The 18,970-nt window shown below is 37.5% G+C and carries 17 protein-coding genes; 6 read left to right on the top strand and 11 right to left on the bottom strand.

What is annotated here, in order from left to right; genetic code table 11:
- Positions 1-52 precede the first annotated feature (52 nt).
- Together ACM03V_RS10995 and ACM03V_RS10990 are read right to left on the bottom strand one after the other, a co-directional pair.
- Positions 53-658: a Uma2 family endonuclease gene (locus ACM03V_RS10995; RefSeq protein ID WP_414620816.1), complete on the bottom strand. Its 606-nt coding sequence runs from the start codon at positions 656-658 to the stop codon at positions 53-55.
- A gap of 29 nt (positions 659-687) precedes the next feature.
- Positions 688-2,142, bottom strand: coding sequence for an N-6 DNA methylase (locus ACM03V_RS10990; protein WP_414620815.1), 1,455 nt, complete (start codon positions 2,140-2,142; stop codon positions 688-690).
- Between the two features lie 230 nt (positions 2,143-2,372).
- On the opposite strand from ACM03V_RS10990, the gene ACM03V_RS10985 reads away from it, so the two are divergent.
- Positions 2,373-3,227: a hypothetical protein gene (locus tag ACM03V_RS10985; protein WP_414620814.1), complete on the top strand. Its 855-nt coding sequence runs from the start codon at positions 2,373-2,375 to the stop codon at positions 3,225-3,227.
- A 26-nt stretch (positions 3,228-3,253) separates the two neighbouring features.
- On the opposite strand, the gene hsdR is transcribed toward ACM03V_RS10985, so the two are convergent.
- Together hsdR and ACM03V_RS10975 are read right to left on the bottom strand one after the other, a co-directional pair.
- Positions 3,254-6,646, bottom strand: a complete 3,393-nt coding sequence (gene hsdR, locus ACM03V_RS10980) for a type I restriction-modification system endonuclease (protein WP_414620813.1) — start codon at positions 6,644-6,646, stop codon at positions 3,254-3,256.
- A gap of 1,155 nt (positions 6,647-7,801) precedes the next feature.
- A complete protein-coding gene (locus ACM03V_RS10975; protein ID WP_414620812.1) occupies positions 7,802-8,212 on the bottom strand; it encodes a hypothetical protein in 411 nt (136 codons plus the stop codon).
- 754 nt (positions 8,213-8,966) lie between these two features.
- On the opposite strand from ACM03V_RS10975, the gene ACM03V_RS10970 reads away from it, so the two are divergent.
- Both ACM03V_RS10970 and ACM03V_RS10965 read left to right on the top strand, forming a co-directional pair.
- The gene (locus ACM03V_RS10970; protein ID WP_414620811.1) at positions 8,967-9,179 is read left to right on the top strand and encodes an MmgE/PrpD family protein; all 213 of its coding nucleotides are present in this window, start codon (positions 8,967-8,969) and stop codon (positions 9,177-9,179) included.
- Positions 9,180-9,249: 70 nt separating this feature from the next.
- Positions 9,250-10,164: a zeta toxin family protein gene (locus tag ACM03V_RS10965; protein ID WP_414620810.1), complete on the top strand. Its 915-nt coding sequence runs from the start codon at positions 9,250-9,252 to the stop codon at positions 10,162-10,164.
- Positions 10,165-10,510: 346 nt separating this feature from the next.
- Here the strand turns inward: ACM03V_RS10965 and ACM03V_RS10960 are convergent, their stop codons facing one another.
- From ACM03V_RS10960 to ACM03V_RS10950, 3 genes are all read right to left on the bottom strand, one after another.
- Positions 10,511-11,467 carry a Zn-binding domain-containing protein gene (locus ACM03V_RS10960; protein WP_414620809.1) on the bottom strand — a complete coding sequence of 319 codons (957 nt, stop codon included), beginning with the start codon at positions 11,465-11,467 and terminating at the stop codon, positions 10,511-10,513.
- A gap of 51 nt (positions 11,468-11,518) precedes the next feature.
- Positions 11,519-12,877 carry an RNA-guided endonuclease InsQ/TnpB family protein gene (locus tag ACM03V_RS10955; RefSeq protein ID WP_414620808.1) on the bottom strand — a complete coding sequence of 453 codons (1,359 nt, stop codon included), beginning with the start codon at positions 12,875-12,877 and terminating at the stop codon, positions 11,519-11,521.
- Positions 12,878-12,945: 68 nt separating this feature from the next.
- On the bottom strand, positions 12,946-13,212 hold the full coding sequence (locus ACM03V_RS10950; protein WP_414620807.1) for a hypothetical protein: 267 nt from the start codon (positions 13,210-13,212) through the stop codon (positions 12,946-12,948).
- Between the two features lie 244 nt (positions 13,213-13,456).
- Here ACM03V_RS10950 and ACM03V_RS10945 point away from each other — a divergent pair, with 244 nt between their 5' ends.
- Positions 13,457-13,633 (top strand): hypothetical protein, encoded by a 177-nt coding sequence (locus ACM03V_RS10945; protein ID WP_414620806.1) that lies wholly within the window; start codon positions 13,457-13,459, stop codon positions 13,631-13,633.
- Positions 13,634-13,926: 293 nt separating this feature from the next.
- Entirely contained in the window at positions 13,927-15,087 is a 1,161-nt protein-coding gene (locus tag ACM03V_RS10940; protein WP_414620805.1) for a tyrosine-type recombinase/integrase, read from the top strand.
- Between the two features lie 544 nt (positions 15,088-15,631).
- On the opposite strand, the gene ACM03V_RS10935 is transcribed toward ACM03V_RS10940, so the two are convergent.
- A complete protein-coding gene (locus ACM03V_RS10935) occupies positions 15,632-15,991 on the bottom strand; it encodes a hypothetical protein (protein ID WP_414620804.1) in 360 nt (119 codons plus the stop codon).
- A complete protein-coding gene (locus ACM03V_RS10930) occupies positions 15,988-16,305 on the bottom strand; it encodes a DUF5674 family protein (protein WP_414620896.1) in 318 nt (105 codons plus the stop codon). The genes ACM03V_RS10935 and ACM03V_RS10930 overlap by 4 nt, the downstream gene beginning before the upstream one ends.
- 116 nt (positions 16,306-16,421) lie before the next feature.
- On the opposite strand from ACM03V_RS10930, the gene ACM03V_RS10925 reads away from it, so the two are divergent.
- Positions 16,422-17,375 (top strand): tyrosine-type recombinase/integrase, encoded by a 954-nt coding sequence (locus ACM03V_RS10925; protein ID WP_414620803.1) that lies wholly within the window; start codon positions 16,422-16,424, stop codon positions 17,373-17,375.
- A 191-nt stretch (positions 17,376-17,566) separates the two neighbouring features.
- On the opposite strand, the gene ACM03V_RS10920 is transcribed toward ACM03V_RS10925, so the two are convergent.
- The gene (locus ACM03V_RS10920) at positions 17,567-18,079 is read right to left on the bottom strand and encodes a hypothetical protein (RefSeq protein WP_414620802.1); all 513 of its coding nucleotides are present in this window, start codon (positions 18,077-18,079) and stop codon (positions 17,567-17,569) included.
- Between the two features lie 301 nt (positions 18,080-18,380).
- Positions 18,381-18,800, bottom strand: coding sequence for a hypothetical protein (locus tag ACM03V_RS10915; RefSeq protein WP_414620801.1), 420 nt, complete (start codon positions 18,798-18,800; stop codon positions 18,381-18,383).
- Positions 18,801-18,970 lie beyond the last annotated feature (170 nt).

Genomic DNA, 18,970 nt, shown 5'->3' with positions numbered 1-18,970 from the left:
AGAGTTGAATTAAATGTATTATTATATTTCTTCTATTTAACAAGTGAAGTATTTACCAAATACTACTTAAATCCAACACAAATCCAGATAAAATATCTTCTCCACTTAATGTTGAAGGATTATCTAATTCCTCAACCGTAGTATCTGGACGATAAATATAAACTTTGCGTTCTTTTCTATCAATTAACCATCCCAATAAAGCACCATTATTAATATATTCGAGCATCTTATCTTGTAAGTCCTTCAAACTATCGCTTTCCGAACGCAATTCCACTACAAATTCCGGACAGATAGGAGCGAATTTTTTACGTAATTCGGCTGGTATTGCTTCCCAACGTGTCTTTTTTATCCAAGCAGCATCCGGGGAACGTACAGCACCAGATGGTAATGTAAAACCACCGCTCGAACCAAACCCTACACCCGTACCGTCTTGCTTAACCCATATACCTAACTGAACTATTAAATCAAAATTGCGTTGTTCAGTTTCCGAACCTGTAGGGGACATAATCACAATTTCTCCATTGGCTTTACGTTCGATGCGGAAATCCTTATTTAGCTGACAAAATTCAAATAATTGCTCATCCGTCATGCTAATAACGGGATGAAATTTTAACACCATTGGAATAACTTCTGTTGCGATTGGTAATTGTGCAGTCATTTTCAACCTCACCGATTGATTTCTTGCTTTTATTCTAGAATCGGTTCATCTTCTTGGGTTTCTTCTCCTGACAACAAAGCCGTTAACGCTTCCATTTCTGACATCGCGGTTTGCAATTTGGTCATAATCTCCGCTGCGATTACATCTGGTTCTGGTAAATCTTCCCCTGACTGCAAGCTTTCATCCCGCAACCAAGTAATATCAAGGTTTTCTCCCCGTTTGGCGATTTCTTCTCGACTAAAACACCTCCAACGTCCGGTTTCTCCCGTGTCTACGCGATCGCTTCCCCCATTCGCGTCATCTCCGTAAAAAGTTTCAAATTCTTGGAAATGTTCTTTAGTTAAGGGGGTGCGTTTACCAAACGTCGGCATATTGGTACGCATATCGTAGAACCAAATTTGCTTGGTGTTACCTTTTTCTGTGGTTCCCCGTTGGAAAAATAAGACGTTGGTTTTAACACCTTGAGCGTAGAAAATACCCGTAGGCAATCTCAGAATAGTATGCAAATTGCATTTATCCATCAAATCGGCGCGGATGCTCTTTCCTTGGCTGTCTTCAAACAACACGTTATCCGGTAAAACCACCGCTGCGCGTCCTTCTGGCTTCAGTCCCCGATAAATATGTTGTAAAAATGCTAACTGCTTGTTGGATGTGGGGTAAGTAAAATCATCGCGAGAAGGTAAACCGCCACCTTTTTTAGTACCGAAGGGGGGATTTGTCAGGATAATATTAGCTTTAGACAAGCGCTGTCCGTTAGAAGAAAGCGTATCACCCAAACTAACTTCCCCTTCTATCCCGTGTAGCAGCATATTCATCAACAGCAAGCGGTGGGCATCTTGTACCAACTCAATGCCGTAAAATGCTTTTGTACGTTGAAATTCCTGTATTTCGAGGGGTAAGTCAAATAATTCTGCGGTTTCCTCTTTGATATATCTATCGGCTGCAATCAAAAATCCACCAGTACCCGCTGCGGGATCTTGTATTAGTTCCCCCGGCTGCGGTTTAATTAAATTAACCATACAGTCAATCAACGGACGCGGTGTAAAATATTGTCCCGCACCGGATTTCTTTTCTGAGGCGTTTTTTTCTAAAAGTCCTTCGTAAAGGTCGCCCAATCCCTCTTCTTTAGCGGAATACCAGTCCAAATCGTCTATACTTTTAACCAGCTTATTGAGAATGCGCGGCTGTTTGAGTGCGGTTTGAGCATTAGCGAAGATTGCCTGTATCCGTGGAGAATTTGTATTAGTACCCAATTCTAGCAGCGCGGCGCGGTAAAAGTTTAGTTGTTCGATGCCTTCTAAAGTTACTAAATTTTCCCAGCGATAACCTTCAGGGATTTGGCTTTCCGTATCCGTTTCCCGCGCCATTTTTAGGAATAGCAAATATGTTAACTCCGTCACATAAGCGAGATAAGTAATCCCATCATCCCGCAGTACGTGGCAGAGATTCCAGAGTTTTTGGACGATATCAGTAGTTGCGCTCAAGGTTAATAATTTAAATACGTGAGTAAGATACCAAAACTATGATTTTTGCATATTTGTGGTACTAATTCTACTTTCCTGTCCATTATCGACACAATTTTAAGATTGACAAATACATTTTTTCCTTTTTGTATTATTAAAAACTACAAAAATAATTCATAATTGTTACAATCAAGGCTAATGGAGATATTGAAAACAATTTTAGCCGTTTAATGTCATAGGAGGGCAATAGTATGATTGAACAGTTATTACTAATAAAGCGATTATTTGAAGAAGGAGAAAAGTATTCTTTACAAAATGACCCTATTTCTGCGGGGCTTGCAATATCGCTTTTTCAAGATTCTGTTGAAAGTGTAATATGGTTAGTTACCAAAGATTTAGGGCTTAATGTAAAAGAGAAGGAATCTTTCACGGTACTTTTAGATAAGGTTCATCAGGAATTAGATGATAAGCTATCTATAAAAATTCCATTTAAGGCGAAAATTCAAGAATTAAACAAAGCAAGAGTTAATTTTAAACACTATGGTATATTACCGGATAAATCAGAAGCTAAAAAATTTCATGGCTATGCAGAAGCTTATTTAAAAACAATTTTTGAATTGTACTTTAAAAAAGATTTTGATAATATATCAATGTCAGATTTAATTGCATCAGATGAAATTAGGTTACTGATTAAGGAAGCTGAGAAAAATTTAAGTATTAAAGATTATAAATCTTGTGTAGATGAAATTGCTAAAGTGAAGGCAATACTATTTTACAAAATAAAGCGTTTTATTCCTGAAGTTGATAGAAATCTGGTAAATGCAGCGACATTTTTTGATAGACAGATTAGCTCTCACGTCAGAGATGTCTTAAAATATATATCTGATTATATGGAAATGCTAAGAGAAGCTAGCATAATTAATCTTTGTAGTATATCTGTCAAAGAATACAATCATTTTCTAAAAGAATTGCCTTATGCAAATGTTTTTAGTGGTGGTAATTTTGTACTTCAAGGTGAATCTAATAAAAATTATACGGAAGAAGATGCTAAATTTTTGCTGAAATTTATAATTGATTTAGCTTTAAAAATTCAAGAGATTGATTAATTAATTACGAACTAACAGATTTTAAATCATCCCACATCTTGCCACAAAGCATCATTAATCTGTACTAAAATTGTTTCCAACTTCCCTTGAAACACTTTATTAATCCGGTTAAATCCTCCCTGCGCTTTGAATTCCCCGGTGTTGAATGCTTCTTTATCTACAACGGTTTCTACTTTTAATTGTTTTCCGATTCTTTCCAACCACTTGCGTTGGGGAGTAGTCCAATTTTGAGCAGCGAGGATTTTATTAATTGCCTTATCTACCCGTTGCGAGTAGGGAACAAGTGCATCCCCGATAGCTGCTTGGCGAATGAAACCAATGATACTTGCAGCAATATCTTGATTGGTAAAGTGTCGCCATGCTTCTTGTAAATAAGTTTCTTTGTATCCGGCTTGGTCTAATAGCATACGCAATTCTTTCAACTGCGCTCTGGTTAAGTTGCGGGGGCGTTGGGTAACAACCATCAAAGCAGGAATTTTATTAATGTTTTCTCGCAAAAAGGTCTGGAAGTTATCTAAGTAATCTTCTGGTTGTTCGGCATTACCGTAACCTCTTTCTATACTAATAACTTCGTCATCGTGGTGGGAAATTAATATCGGTTTTCTGCCCCCGTCTTTAGCATCCAACATTTGGGCGATTACCTTCGGTAGAGCTTCGCTTAACGCTTTACGTTGGGAAAACCATTGTTTTACCTCTTGTGGGGAAGCTTGGCGCAGGTGTTCTACCATATCATCTAAAGGCATTCCCGCCGCTGTTTCTATATTTTGACTGTTGGTGTCGCTGATGCTGTGATGTTTGCGCTGTAGTTTGGCAAGCAATTGGTCTACGATGTCTTGAGAAGCTACTGCATTCCTTTCCTTGTCCAATTCATCTACCAGTTGCGTAAAGGTGATGTTGGGATCGACAACGACTGGTTTCATCTGGTTGAAAGGGGCGATCGCATTATATAAATCAACAGCGTCAAATATCCGAAATACTTCTTTATTAATATTGTCACAGCGTCTGGTAGCACGTCCCAACATTTGTTCGTAGAGGATGCGGGAGTTAACGCGACGGATAAATACTAAGTTACAAATTGGCGGTACGTCGATACCCGTTGTCAGCAAATCTACGGTAACTGCTATCTTGGGATTGGCTTCGTTTTTAAAGCGTCGGATCAGATGCAATGGTTTATCAGCATTACCAGTTATTTTGATGACAGCATCATCATCTACGCTGCCGTATTCCTTCTCCAGGGCTTGCTTGAGTTGGTCTACAACAATATCCGCATGGTCATTAGTAACGCAGAAAATCAACGTTTTTTCTGGCATTGAGGGGTCAATTTCTGGCGCTAGGGTTTCGCAAACTACGCGATTGAATTCGGTGGTGATAACCTGCTTGTTAAATTGTTCTATCTCAATTGTGACTTCATCGGGGGCGTGAACCAAATCGACTTCACCAGTTGCGGGGTCAAAATATTCCATTGCTTCCCCAGCTTGCCAAGAAATTCCCGATTGTGAGAGTCTGGTAGTAATGCGGATGGGTGGTTCGTGGTCTATCAGCCAACCTTCTATGACTGCTTTACGATAGCTGTAGGTATAAACGGGGTCGCCAAATATTTCCGTAGTATGTAGGGCTGGAGTGGCAGTTAAACCTATTTTGACCGCATCAAAATGGTCGAGTACGCGACGATATTTAGAAATATAATCGTTGTAATCGCGGAAAGTAAGTTCGGTTTCGCTGAGTTCTCTATCTAACAGATATCCCCGATGGCATTCGTCAACTACAATACAGTCGTATGTGTCGGCGGTGGGTATAGTGGCATCGTCTGAGGGATAAAAAAGACGTTTGACAAAGCTTTGTACCGTAGCAATTTGCACCTTAGTATCCCTATCCGGTGCGCCTTCACCCGGTTCCTTGATATCAAAAATATCAGCAAAAGTTTGTAAACTTTCCATCCGCGTATCTTTGAAAGCATTGACGGCTTGTTCTCCCAAGGCGCTGCGGTCTACTAAGAATAATACCCGGCGAAACCGTTTGGTTTTGAGCAGGCGATACACCAGGGCGATACAGGTTTTGGTTTTCCCCGTCCCGGTTGCCATTGCTACTAAGATACTGCGAATATCTTCTGATAGTGTTGCTTCTATTTTCTCAATTGCCAGGATTTGATATTCCCTTAATTCAAGGTTGTAATTAAAACCTTCCTGCTGAAGTTTTTGGTGTGCTAGCTCTATATCTTGTTCTAATAAGTCAAGCAACCCCTGGGGACTGTACCAAGTAGTAAGGGGACGGCTCAGGTTTTGAGTACGGCGCAAATCGCAAAACCAAATACCGCTTTTAGTACGCAACTGCTGCAAGAAATCCCGTCCGTTAGTAGCAAAGACAAATGGTACTTTAAATTCTCCCCATGCACCAGCAGTAAAGTATTCTATTTGAGTAGCGTTGCTGTTTTGTTTGAGAGAAGGTATTTTAAATCCTCGACTGTAGCGCTTTGCTTGCTCAATATCCGCAGCAACATCCTTACTCCGACGCTTGGCTTCTACTACCGCAACGATTTGCAACCCCGCGAATAACGCATAATCAGCCCTGCCGTTTTCAGTCGGAAACTCGGCGATCGCCATATTCTTATTTTTCTGGGGACGAGTACCGTTAGCATAAGTAAAATTCTCCGAATCGGCTTCCCATCCAGCTTCTCGCAGTTGTGCATCAATAAGACGGCGGGTTTCTCGTTCGTCAATGTCTACCTTATCCCCGGCAATTTGCGCTTCCTGAATGGTTTCTTGAATTTTTTGCGGGGATTGGGTTTCGGCTAATCGTTGAATTGTAGCAAGATGGTTTAGTGCTTCAACCTTTGCTGCTTCTGCATCATAAGCAAGTTCTTCTGCCGATATCCTAAGCTGTGCTTCCTGCTGTGCCTTGATTTGCGCTAATTCCGCTTTACTGCGACTAGCATTTAATTCTTCTTGGAGTTTGGCAAGTTCTTCCTTGAGCGCCCATGTTTCCTGTTTGGGATTGGGTGGTGGAACAAATGCACCGGGTTCAAAGTTGCGTTGCTTAGTTGTATATTTGTGGAACCATACACCCAGTTCCCTAGCATATTTAAGATTACTTAGTGCCGTGCGGCTGTCGTCTTCTAATGCGTGGTTAGCTTTATTACCTACAAACCGTAATTCATCAAATAAGCGATATACCTTCCCGACGACTATATTCTTATCCCGCAAACGGCGTAATAAATCAATTTGACGCTCATCATACACGTACATCCCCGCTTTAGCTGCTACTAACTGCGCCAAGAGTTCGCCAAATTGCCGTAGTTTGATTAAACAAGTATTGGGGTCATCTGCAAAGTACCGTTCTGCCAACGTACCCAACCGCACTAACTGCGAATCATGTGGCGCAAGGAATCCAAAGTTGGGAGATGCTGGCTGAGAATTGGTCATCGGTAGATGCAGCTTGAAAAAATTATTTAGTTACCTATTTTGTAGCAATGTAGCAAATTATTCAAGTATTTACAATACATTAAGACGACTGATTGAGACTTATGTAGCTTGCGTTTCCATGTTTAAAGTTCATTAGTAACATCTGTATTTATTGGTAGTGAGTAGTGATGACTTTGACAGTGCGAACGAAAGTTTGTTTGTAGAATTGTCGGTGTCTTCGCGCTTCACCCGAAGCGCGATGGGGTAAGCCATTCGCTACATTGTTACTCTTCTAACTCATCCACAACCTTCATATCTAAAACAACACAGATGTGAATGAAGAATTTTAATCAGACTAACATCGCAGCGTGTCGCAGCTGCATTCTTCTGAAGGACTATCGCGCCCGAAAAGCGGCATTGAAGGTGGGTGCTTAAGTTAATACGGTGCGGAAGGTAAAAGCTTTATTGAAGAAATAATATGAGAAACAATTTATCCCGTATTTATGTAACGCTATTTCTTCTTATACCAAAAATCAATTTTAGGAAACAGATAGGGTAAGTAATAACTTGTATAAATTTGTATCAAATAATTTATTACTTGCGTATTGATAATTCCGATTAATCTTGAAATTATATTTAATAAAATTTTATTATCATAGTTTACTTTTGCCGTGAGTAGATATAGAGAATTAGAGTTCTTACTACTAGTTTTAATAACGTATAACTACTGTTATATAAGGCTTATACACGAAAGTTTATACTTTATTTTACTAAAAACTTTTGTTAACGGTATAGCGGGAGAGTTTCAAATGCTTAATTAATTCTGTACGTTGGAAAACACAGCAGCAGTAACAAGCGTTAAAAAGGCGTAGCGTATATCATTGCAAAGGTTATATCGCTTCTTACCAAAATTGACACTACTCCTGTCCCGCTCTAAGATTACCGAAAAATTGTAGGTTAGGTTGAACGGACTAAAACCCAACTTACGTTATTGGCAGTGTTTATTTTGTAATGCTTTGTTCTTGGCAGGACTGTGCCTAATATTCCTTGTATTTAGATTTATTCAAACTACCTGCACTACAAACCCTACCTTATTTCCCCATGAAATAGGAGTCCGCAGCTTTAGCATATTCCGTGGAAGCAGTAATTACTCAAATCTAATGATGCAGTTTGCACCTAAAACTTAATTTTCCCTAGCGCTTCCAATCCAAGTTCTAAATCCGATTTACCTAATACTTTCTCAATCGTTCCTTGTTGCAGTTGGTTAGCTAAAGTCACAATCTGAACATTTACTTCGATAAGCTTCTCCAACTGCTTTTCAATTCTTTCTACTTCCTGCTTCTGCTTACCATTCAAGTTGAGAGCTTTCCATCTAGATAGTTGCTCGGCATAAATCCCAAAAAATTCTTGCCGCTCTCCAAACACCTTAATTAATCGCCTTACAGTATAATCGTCAAGGACATGAGGTCGAGCTACAGCAGGTTGTAGGTTTTGATATTGGCTTTGGGTGTCGGTTAATTCCCCATCAATCATTTGAGCGATCAGGGGTAATTGGCTGACAGGTTGCCAGTTTGGTGTTTTTGACATTAAGATTCTTGCTTTGGACAATATCTGACTTTATCAGATTTACTTGTACAACTTTATGAGTTTTACCCAAAGGACTTAAAAGCAAACTACAACCAGGGCGATCGCATTTAATGCCTCGCGCATCGTTCGCCTCGAACCTTCAACGAACGTAAGTAAGTAGCGTCAAAGGAATTGGCTGAGCCAACGCTAATGAATCGGAATTGAAGTGTCATAATTGCCACCGATGTTTTACGGATTGCCGTCAGACATCCCATTATTATCATACAAATATCTTCCACTAATTCCAGTACTTATTACGTGTCGTTATTAGAATTTCTTAGTATATAATCATAAGTCTAAATAAATGCATAAAAACCTTCGATGGCAGTAATTACACAGTATTAAGATTTGTTGCGAGAAGGTAGTTACTCTAAACTTATTTTAAGTAAGATAAAAGTTCTTACTACATTTTTATTTTTGTACAAGAAATATTCCAATTACAGTAACTATTACTGCAATTGGAATATTAATCACAAGCTACACTCTACGTTATTATTTCTCCCAATGGGTTCAAAATATGAAAGCACCGATTTACGGCTGGGTGAGTTTGTCAACATTAAGGTAGAAATAAATCGATGAGCGATTACAAATAAAACCGCATAATAAGATTAAAATTGTTGCAACAGTATTAAACATAAAAATGAAGAGACCTTGCTACATTTCCAGTATTATAATCAATTAAGATTTAAATTGTTCTTGAGATAAGACATGAACTATGGATAGTAAAGAATTCTTAGATTGGGCGAACAAACTTACTGAAAATGCACAAGCAGGAGTAAGAAAAGAAATTGCCGAACACAAACAACATGGTTTAGATATTTTTTATATGGAAGGGGAAATTCCTATAATGGAAAAATCTGATGGTACTAAATACGAGTATAAAATGGTAAATGACCAACCAGTCATTATTCGTGAAATTAAATCTTAACTTATCATTTTATTAAGATATTTATAAACATCATAACTATTTTTATGTTAATAAAAATGCATAAATAAGGATGAAATCAAAACCTATTCTAATAATTATCGCTGGTTCTAATGGTTCTGGTAAAAGTACTTTGACAAGACGAACTTTTCAGAGGTCTAACTTACCAATAATAGACCCAGACGCTATTGCAAGAGGAATAAATCCTTCTTCACCAGAAAGTGTTTCCATTGCAGCAGGGAGACAAGCTATCAATCTTACTAGAAATTATTTGGATAATGGTCAAAGCTTTATTGCTGAAACTACTTTAAGTGGTAACAACTATTTGAGAATAATGGATAAGGCTAAGGCGAAAGGATTTGAAATAAGCTTAATCTACATTGGTATTAATAATATTGATACCAGTATTAACAGAGTTCAATTAAGAGTTCAGCGGGGTGGGCATAATGTACCACCATTAGACATACGCCGTCGCTATGAACGAAGCCTGTTAAATCTACCATTAGCTTTATTATTAGCAGATAAAGCTATAATATATGATAATTCAACAGAATTAGGACATCAGAAAGTTTTACTATTAGAAAGTAATCAAATAGTTCAATCATCTGGAGAAATACCACAATGGATAATACAATGTTTGCCACAAGAAATATTTGATTATTACAATGATAGATTAAAAATAATCCAGGAAATATACCCCATTATTAATCGTTTCAAAGAAAGATTTGCTGATGATTTTACAGAGAATAGTCCTAATATCCAAAAATTATCAGGTAAAAAATATAATATTGTTATTGATAATAATGCTAAAGAATTAACGTTATCAGCTCCTGATAGCAGAGGTGATTTATTTACCTATAATCAATCCAATAATCAAGTAATATTCGTTTCACATATTAACGAAACGGATAAAAGCATTTGGTTAACTATCTCCCAACTATTAAATAGAGCCGATAATCAAGCTACAATAATCCGATTTGATTTTTGAATCGCATAAATCCTTATCCTCTATATCCCCCATCCATCCAAATCGTATGTAATCGAAAAGTGCGATACGCAAAGTCGTCCGTCACCCTTAGTCTAACGACTCACTGCGTAAACGGGCTATCGCCTTCCATCTTAAGTCGTAGTATTTCCTATTGGCTTAAATTTTTTACCCTTTTCTTGTCACGTATGATCGTGTTTTTGTACTATAGGTGGTGAAAGTTAAAGAATCCAGAGTTTATAGCTTAACTTTAGTAAACCAAGTCTTATTAGAAATTAATAAATTTATAGCAATCTAAAATTGCTATCACTATATGTAAATTGTAATATCATTATTTGACATTTCTTAATTAAGAATTATTTTGACTAATCGCATCCAACAAAAACAACCCAACATCTTTATGCAATCCTAAGTTCTTCTGCGGACAACCAGGTGAGTGTAAACACCGAGGACAGCCCCCTTCACAATCACATTCAACTGCTAATGCGTAGGCTTTAGCAGCAAAACGAGATAATTGATGGAATATTGCTTCTGCTGCACCATTACCACCTTCACTAGTATCATAAAAATAACCAGTAGTTTTCCCTTCTTTTTCCATGACAATTCCGTCTACATCCAAACTGGAAGATAAAACCACCAACGGTACAGCTTTGACTATTTGGTGTTGTATGCTGTGCAGTGCAGTAAAATGGGAGGCGCTAGTCCACAAAGCTTTGAATTGTTCCGGAATGTCCCTATATTCACCATAACATTGCATAATTTCTTTTTTACATCGATTAACTTCCGTAGTAATTGCTGTTTGTAGCCCTTCATTGAACTCAACCAACACGCAAGGTGCTTGATATTTAGTAATGTATGGCTCCTCAAATACTACTTCTGACTGAAGGTTTGTGACTTCTGCCGAATATATAGGACGTTTACATTGGGAACAGGTTTTACCTTCGAGTGGTTTCTTATAATTGCTACAGTTCTGATTTTTACAAGTTCTCCCGTAAGTACGTTTCATTAACCTGTAGCCAGTGACAGAATTGGTAATTTCTCCCCAAACCAGACTTAAGCGCAATCTGCCATCTTTGATATGAGTGGGAATAATTTGGGGTTGTGCCAGTAAGCTGCGGGGTTGAATGTCAAGTTCTGATTCCGCTTCGGTATATAAATCTGTATTTTTAGCTAAAAAAGCCAGTTTTGCTTCTCCTCGTACTTCATCTAAACTTTCGCTGCGGTAAGCAATAATTTCTCCACTTTCATCTTGGAGAAAATAGATAGCTTGGGGAAATACCTCCCGGTGTGCCAGAGGGAGGGACATTTTTTCTAAAGTCTCCCCAGTATGCTTGTCGATTAGCGAAATTCAACGACCCTACCTTGCTTCGCTGAAGGTAGGGATTGCATCTGCGCTCCACCTCAATTCTAAAAACCTCGAAAGGTAATTAGCTTTGGTTTCTTCATGCGATACATCAGGGACGGCTGAAATTCGCCCCGTACTCTCAAAGTCTTGCCTCAAGAGCATCGTTCGTAATGCGACGTTTCTCGCTCCTACTAAATCGGCGTGCAAGGTATGATTACAAGCAACACAGCTAAATGTTAGTCCCTTATTCGGTCTATTTTGTTTAGAAACATGACCGCATTTAGGACAACACTGACTTGTTAATTGCGCTGGTACTTTAACCGCCAGAGAACCAGACAATATTGCTTTGTAATCGCAATATGAATGTAACTCAGCGAAAGCCCATAGAGAGCGATTTCTATTAGCTTTTCTTTGCTTAGAAGAAGCTTTTTTATTGCTTCTACGGGTTATTCTTTCACGAATATGCAAAAGATTTTCTAATCCAATCAAAGTATTAGGAGAAACTATCTTTTTGCTAATCAAGTGATTAACATCAGCAGTGAACCGTCTCTCTCTCCCAGACAAAGAAATAAATCTTCTCTTTGCCGAACGAGTGCCTTTCTGCTGTAGTGATTTTCTAGCTTTATGATATTTGTCAGCTTTATGCCTAACTTGTTTACCAGAGAAAAACTGAGTCTGATTTTGGATATTAGTCGCAACAGCTAGATAGCGTTGACCGACATCCACCCCTTTAATTTGCTTAATGTCTTCTGGTTTTATTTCTGGTACTTCTAAATTTAGACTAACTAATAAGTAATAGTTCTTTTTAGATTTGTCGTACCAGATAGAGGCAGCACCTATTTTTACACCTTTTTTAATTAATTCTAAATGCTTGTTGTATCCAGAATAATTGACTTTTATTCTGCCAGATAAAGTAATTAAGCTTACTTTATCTTTGACAAAAGAATAATCTCTTTTGTAGTTAAGAGCGCAAGTTCTAGAAACAAATTTAGGTGCAGAGTCCAATCCTTTGTATCTTTTCTTGGTTCTACCAGATTTAATAGCTTCAGAGTTTTGTTTAACTTTAGTCCACAAAGATTTATAGGTAGCACCTACTTGCCTTGGGACATTACAAGACATTTGGGCAGGTAAACCAAAAACAGAACGAAGCTGGTGATAAACTTTTTTCTGTAAAGCTACTCCAGAAGACATTTTATTGTTCTCAAAAGCTACGTGAGAAGCATAATTTAGAGCATCACGATATGCCAAAGTTGTCTGTCTGACCAATTGTTTTTGGCTATCAGACAACTCTAGTTTTAGTTTTGCTGTAATGGCTTGCTTCACTAGAAAAAACTTCATCAACAACATAATTACTTTATAGCTGGTGAACATTTTTTGTCAACTAGCTATAGTAAGCCGTATCGCGTAGCGATGTTAGTTTATTGGTCAGGCTTTCCTCCCTACCTTTTAGAAGAATAGGGATTCCAGCCCGACATCTCTGTTGAACCTTTAGTGAGTGCATCTTCCCAATCCTTAAATTGAGCAGGATTAACTTCTTCAACGAACTGAATAATCAAACGTTTGCCCAGTATTGCCATAACTTCCCCTACTCCGTATTCGGGAGAGTAGACGTGTTTTCCTGTAGTTAACCATTCTGGTGGTTCCGCTACTGTACTTTGTGCAGCGCGGATGATGGCAGCGTAGTCAGTCGGTTGATTGTCACTCACAGAAGCTATTGGTTGTTGTTAACGGTTTAAACTGGTCTTACTTATTACAATTAGTTTACCTTCTTTGATTGAAATAGTATTTGTAATTGGGCAAACCGGAAGTTTATCTGCCTCTACCAAACGTCAAAATTATCCTTGTTTATTACTTATTCCAATCGCAATAGCGGGAAGAGAATTAAAACTTAAATTATTATCTTTGCTCCCACATCGTTTTATGCTTGTGATATAAGCATTTTTTTGGGAAGTGCTATGTCAGACATTAGATATGTCGTTGGCGATTCAGATGCTATCCGTACAGGGAGAAGAGGTTAATCGTAGATATCTTAAAGCTTTGAGTCCTTACGTGACCAGATATATCAAAAAATACGGAGATTATGTGGTGAATTTACAGCAATTCCCCAGCCATTGGAAGCTGCAATGAAACTTCCACCCTATATACTTGAAAGCTAGACATAGCAAGAGTTTATAGACCATGTTGCCGGTTTTTACACGTATCTTGGCTCAATGCCTTTAACGCTCATCAATCACTGCCAAGAGCTTACCTGTTACAACATCTTAGGCAATGTGGCTTATCGTTTTCTTTGCTGCGGCTAATTCTAAGTAGCAGTATGGTAATAGATACAATTCTCAGAAATTAAAACAACTTTGGCAAAATTTGAAATAGTGACCCCAACTAATAGAAAATGTTTGAGGGTGACTATTTAATTTAAGGAAATGTCCGACGACAAGCCGCTAAATATCGGAGACAATCAAAACCGGGATAATCCATTAGCTTTAACCCAGCCAGTACCTTTAACCCTGCAACCAGCTGAGGTTTACTTACGTTCGCTCGGTGAAGGCTCTCGTCGGACAATGCGCGAGGCTTTGGATACTATTGCTAAGTTATTAACTGATAACCAATGCGATGCAACGACCTTAAATTGGTCAAAACTTAAATATCAGCATACGGCTATAATCCGGTCTATTTTGATGGAAAAATATAGCCCTGCAATGGCTAACAAAATGCTGTGTGCCTTGCGAAGGACGCTCAAAGAGGCTTGGCGGCTGGAATTAACAACTAGAGAACAATACGCACGAGCTGCCGATATTGCTTCCGTGCGCGGTAAAAGGTTACTAAAAGGAAGGGCACTTAATGACGCAGAAATTACGACTTTATGGAAGCATTGTCTTGATGATAATTCTAATCTGGGTTTAAGGGATACTGCATTGCTTGGAATATTGATGGTAGGGTTACGTCGTAGTGAGGTAACGAGTCTCGACTTAAGCCATTTTAAACCACGTAATTGCTCGTTACATATCCACAATAGTAAAGGAAATTTAGACCGCGTAGTATACCTTCCACCTAAAGGTGTAAAAGTTATAAAAGAATGGGTTAAATTCAGAAAAAAACAACCTGGACCACTTCTTTATCCCTTTAGTAGAGGTCATAATATTATATATAGAAGAATGTCAGACCAAGGCATATTAAAAGCCCTACAAACCAGGGGAAAAATTGCTGGTTTAGATGGATTTACCGTTCACGACTTCAGAAGAACTTTTATTACTAATTTATTGTATGCGGGGGTTGATTTAATTACTGTCAAAGAATTAGCAGGTCACGCTTCTGCTGACACCACTGCTATGTACGATATGCGTGGGGAAGAAGCTAAAAGACAAGCAATTAATTCAATTAATATACCTATTCCTGAACCAGACAAGCGAAAAACTAGAAAAATAAATTCAAAAATTTCGAGTTTAAAATGTCCTAATTGTAAGTCAGAAGAGCTTATTAGAAATGGATTTCAGATATTAGCTGATGGCAACAAACATCAAAGTTATCGATGTAAGAAATGCAGTTATGCGTTTACTCCACTGTTATCAGTTCCAGATAAATAATTCAAATTCATCAAATAAGAGAGCGATTTTTTTCAGGGGAGATGGGGAGATTCATCCTAAAACTCTTAATTGATGGGAGAGTTACGCAACAATAACTACCCATTTCTTGAGATAACTACAAAACTTCAACTTGCAAAGCACGCAAATCTCATTCTATTGGTAAAGAGTAATGTATCAACTTTTTGGTACACATTTTTATTTTTGTTAAAGATGCTGTTTTTATATGAAAAAATGCTGTCAATGAAAATTCTATATTATTAACCAATTGTATGCTTTTTTTAGTAAAACTACTTGACGATTTTAAATTAGCACAGATAAACTTTTTGGCGTTGCTGAATCCGGGTATGAATTTACATTTTTAGCATGATTGAACAACGTTTTTATAGTTCTTTTCGTTTGTACTTTAGACGCATTCATACTTTCAATCAGCAACGCCAACTTTTTTAAGCATTTTTTTAAATTACTAAATTTTTATATGTTGGTAAATTGAGAAATGACTTTTATTTAATTATTATCCTAAAATACAAGATAACTTTCGGTTTATTTACACCGTACTGTGCGCCGAGATTTCTTGGACTCGTTTTGATAGCTTACCAGCAGTATCAGCGATTTCACTGCGAGATTTTGCTGACTTATAGGTTTTATTCCAACTGTGTTGCCATCTAGCAATAATACGTCCCAAATCTACTAATTCTGCGGCTCGATCAATATCAATCTCAACTAACTCAGGAACAGTCCATTCAATAAAATGTAGACTTTGACGCATAAAACTAACGATTACGTTTTCCTCTGCTTTATTTATGGTAAGCGATTGAATTTGAGTAAGGTGTGCTGCCAAATGGCTTAATCTTGTAGAAATATTGTAATGTTGAAAATGTTCTTTATCTAAGTAAGCTGTATTCATGTTTTCCCCAGTAATTCAGTTACGATTTGAGTTACATTTTCTCTTATTTTAACGTCAAGAATCTCCATTGAGCGATTCTGACGTGAGCGGATGTTTATTAGCGAATCGTAAGTTACGTTTCCAGTTAAAGGCATATAACCTGCGCCCCAAAGGTTTTGTTGCTGACTACCATTTTCTAATAAATCCTGTTCGCAATCATAATGCATTTCGCCACCGCCAGCTAGGATATGGTGTTCGATGTCTACTACCACTTTTATGTAAAATTTATGCTCTATTTCCGAGGCGGTTGCTCGCTTGGAAATAATAATAATCAAATCTCGCACCCCTTACTTGGAATATAATTAACGTATACAGTGTACACGGAAGTTTCCTATCTTTTCTTTTTGTCAAATAGTGCGATAATGGGTATTTCCGCACTATCTCAATTTTCATGAATCTTACGAACTCCCCACACCCAATTACCATCGATAATGACCCCGATGTTATTCAGCAATTACTCAGCGATACGCGATCGCTAAATACTAAGCGAGCGTATGAAAAGGATATGAAGGATTTTTTCTTATTCGTTGCGGGGTGCGTACCATCTCAACAGTTAGTTCTAGAATTTCTACAATTGGATCAGCATCATGCGGTGATGTTAGTTTTGAAATATAAAGCTCATTTGGTGAAGAAGGAATTAGCAGAAGCAACGGTAAATAGAAGGTTAAGCGCAATTAAGTCACTTGCAGCAATGGGACGTAAGTTAGGATTGTGTAAGTATACCCTGGAAGATATCAAAGGGGAGAAGGTTGAATCATACCGCGATACAAGTGGTATTTCTCCTAAAGATTATGCAAAAGTATTAGCGTTAATTGATAGGGATACGCTATCGGGTAAGCGGGATTATGCGATATTACGTTTGTTGTGGGATAACGCGCTCCGCAGAAGCGAAGTTTGCAATTTAAACGTAGGTGATTTTGACGGGCAAATGAGTACGTTATTAATACTAGGTAAAGGGAAGGGCACGCAAAAAGTGATTGTTGATTTGAGTCGGAAGACTGTAGAGGCGATTACAGATTGGTTGATAACTTCTCATAGGAGTCATTTTAGTAGAAAACCTTTGTTTATGGTACTTGCGTATAACGGTAGAGGTAAACGATTAAGTGGAGAAGCAATTCGTCGATTAGTAAATGGATTATGCAAGAAAGCAGGAATTAGCAAACAAATGTCACCACATAGGGTAAGACATAGCAGCATTACTACAGTATTAGATAATAACAATGGTAACTACAGAGCGACACAGAGGTTTAGCCGTCATTCTAAACCAGATACGGTTATCAAATATGATGATAATCGGCAGAAATTACAAAAGAAGATGACAGATATAATTGCCGATTTGGTTTGATAATAAGCTGAATTACAAATCACGAGGCTTTCGGATAAACATTCGGTGGCTATATCCCGAACCTTGCTATCATCTGATATTTAAGGGAAAATGCTAGCTGAATTTCTCGTTAATAAAGCTTTATGGTGCTTGATATTGATTGCGAAGCGGTGCAAACAAAGATAAAAATGAAGCCAGCAGCAGTTAAAGAACTAAAACTCTAAGAAAAACCCAGGCTGGGTTGCCTCATAATAATTTGCACAAAAAAACTCAAATCCAAAACATACGCCCACTAACCATAATGCTAGAGCAATGTCACGTTCGCGGACTTCAACAAAGTTGGCAACTAATTCATTGAAACTAGTTTTATCTAGGTTTTGGTGTTGGTAAAGTTCTGCTCGTAGCTTCAAGAAAATAATTGATGCGGTACTTAATTTAATATTTAAAGCAGTATCAAACAAATTCGTCACATTATCAGTTTTTTCTAATAAATGGTAAAGTGTAGTATTTTTATTGTTATTAGTAGTTTCTTTTAAACAGGAGCGATATTGGTTTAGCAACTTAACAATATCATCGTTGTTCGGGTAGGCGAGACTGTGGTGGGGTAGGGCAGAAGCAATAAAATCAGTTAAAGTAATCCCCATCTCCTTTGAGCGATTCATCGCAGCTTGCTTTAATACTTCTCTACCATCAAATCTTAAATTCAACTGACATCGGCTAGTCATGGTTTTTTTGTTTTGGCTAACTCAAACAACTATTAATTTTTAGGCTACTAGCTGATGTAGCCACTGTCTAGTCAGACTTTTGTACTATTTTCAAGGCTGCCAGAAATACTTTAACCCGCTTTCTAAATCTTTTTACCCCACAAAGGTTTCTGTCATCAAAGATTTAAGTTAAATCAATTAAGGATTAAGACGAAAGCTCGTCTTTTATTTGCTAAATCGCATAATCATCTTGTTCTAGCTATATATTTAATCTAAACTGCTAGAACAAAATGATTATGCCAACTAGAAGAAATACCAATATCTATAAAAAGTAATGCTTCATCAAAGGGTACAAATCCAGCGCCATATTCTCAAACTTTGAACCATCGGGGTAAGGTTGTGGCAATTCTTTCCCGTCATCATTCATCCAATAGAAATTGTTATCACCTCCATGAACCAGAGTTAATAAACTACGCCTCCAGAATGATGAAATAAGCAACCTTTCTTCGCTATCAAACCATACATCAAAGTCAATACTATTGATTTTATAAGAATCATCTGTTGGGTTAATCTTAGAACGATTAGAACAACTTTGTTGGTTGTAATAAGCTTTAAATTCTATATTTAATATATTTCTATCAAAACTTTTTTGAACTAATTTAAACCGGGCACAAGTATAACTTTTAGCTGCTATTTGTAAAGCTTTAAGTTCAAACTCTATAGGGATTATCTCCAGGTTCATAATACCTCTTTAATCTCATCTTTATATTAGCTGTATTATATAATATCCCTTGTTGTTAATTTAATACTTGCTATGTTCTTAAAGAAATATGAAGCCGAAGGGTATTCTTTTGTTTTGACTATCTTATTTTAGAACCCTTTGTTCTAAAAAATCCACTTAGAATTTCAGAA

Source organism: Calothrix sp. CCY 0018 (genome assembly GCF_963920925.1).
Classification (GTDB): domain Bacteria; phylum Cyanobacteriota; class Cyanobacteriia; order Cyanobacteriales; family Nostocaceae; genus Rivularia.
Note: the sequence above shows the minus strand (reverse complement) of the source record. Positions and strands in the feature narration are given on the sequence as shown.

Bases quoted from the DNA above. Each gene is read 5' to 3' on its own strand.
- ACM03V_RS10995 (WP_414620816.1), bottom strand. From the start codon at position 658: ATGACTGCACAATTACCAATCGCAACAGAAGTTATTCCAATGGTGTTA.
- ACM03V_RS10985 (WP_414620814.1), top strand. From the start codon at position 2,373: ATGATTGAACAGTTATTACTAATAAAGCGATTATTTGAAGAAGGAGAA.
- hsdR (WP_414620813.1), bottom strand. From the start codon at position 6,646: ATGACCAATTCTCAGCCAGCATCTCCCAACTTTGGATTCCTTGCGCCA.
- ACM03V_RS10975 (WP_414620812.1), bottom strand. From the start codon at position 8,212: ATGTCAAAAACACCAAACTGGCAACCTGTCAGCCAATTACCCCTGATC.
- ACM03V_RS10970 (WP_414620811.1), top strand. From the start codon at position 8,967: ATGGATAGTAAAGAATTCTTAGATTGGGCGAACAAACTTACTGAAAAT.
- ACM03V_RS10965 (WP_414620810.1), top strand. From the start codon at position 9,250: ATGAAATCAAAACCTATTCTAATAATTATCGCTGGTTCTAATGGTTCT.
- ACM03V_RS10960 (WP_414620809.1), bottom strand. From the start codon at position 11,467: ATGTCCCTCCCTCTGGCACACCGGGAGGTATTTCCCCAAGCTATCTAT.
- ACM03V_RS10955 (WP_414620808.1), bottom strand. From the start codon at position 12,877: ATGTTCACCAGCTATAAAGTAATTATGTTGTTGATGAAGTTTTTTCTA.
- ACM03V_RS10940 (WP_414620805.1), top strand. From the start codon at position 13,927: ATGTCCGACGACAAGCCGCTAAATATCGGAGACAATCAAAACCGGGAT.
- ACM03V_RS10935 (WP_414620804.1), bottom strand. From the start codon at position 15,991: ATGAATACAGCTTACTTAGATAAAGAACATTTTCAACATTACAATATT.
- ACM03V_RS10925 (WP_414620803.1), top strand. From the start codon at position 16,422: ATGAATCTTACGAACTCCCCACACCCAATTACCATCGATAATGACCCC.
- ACM03V_RS10920 (WP_414620802.1), bottom strand. From the start codon at position 18,079: ATGACTAGCCGATGTCAGTTGAATTTAAGATTTGATGGTAGAGAAGTA.
- ACM03V_RS10915 (WP_414620801.1), bottom strand. From the start codon at position 18,800: ATGAACCTGGAGATAATCCCTATAGAGTTTGAACTTAAAGCTTTACAA.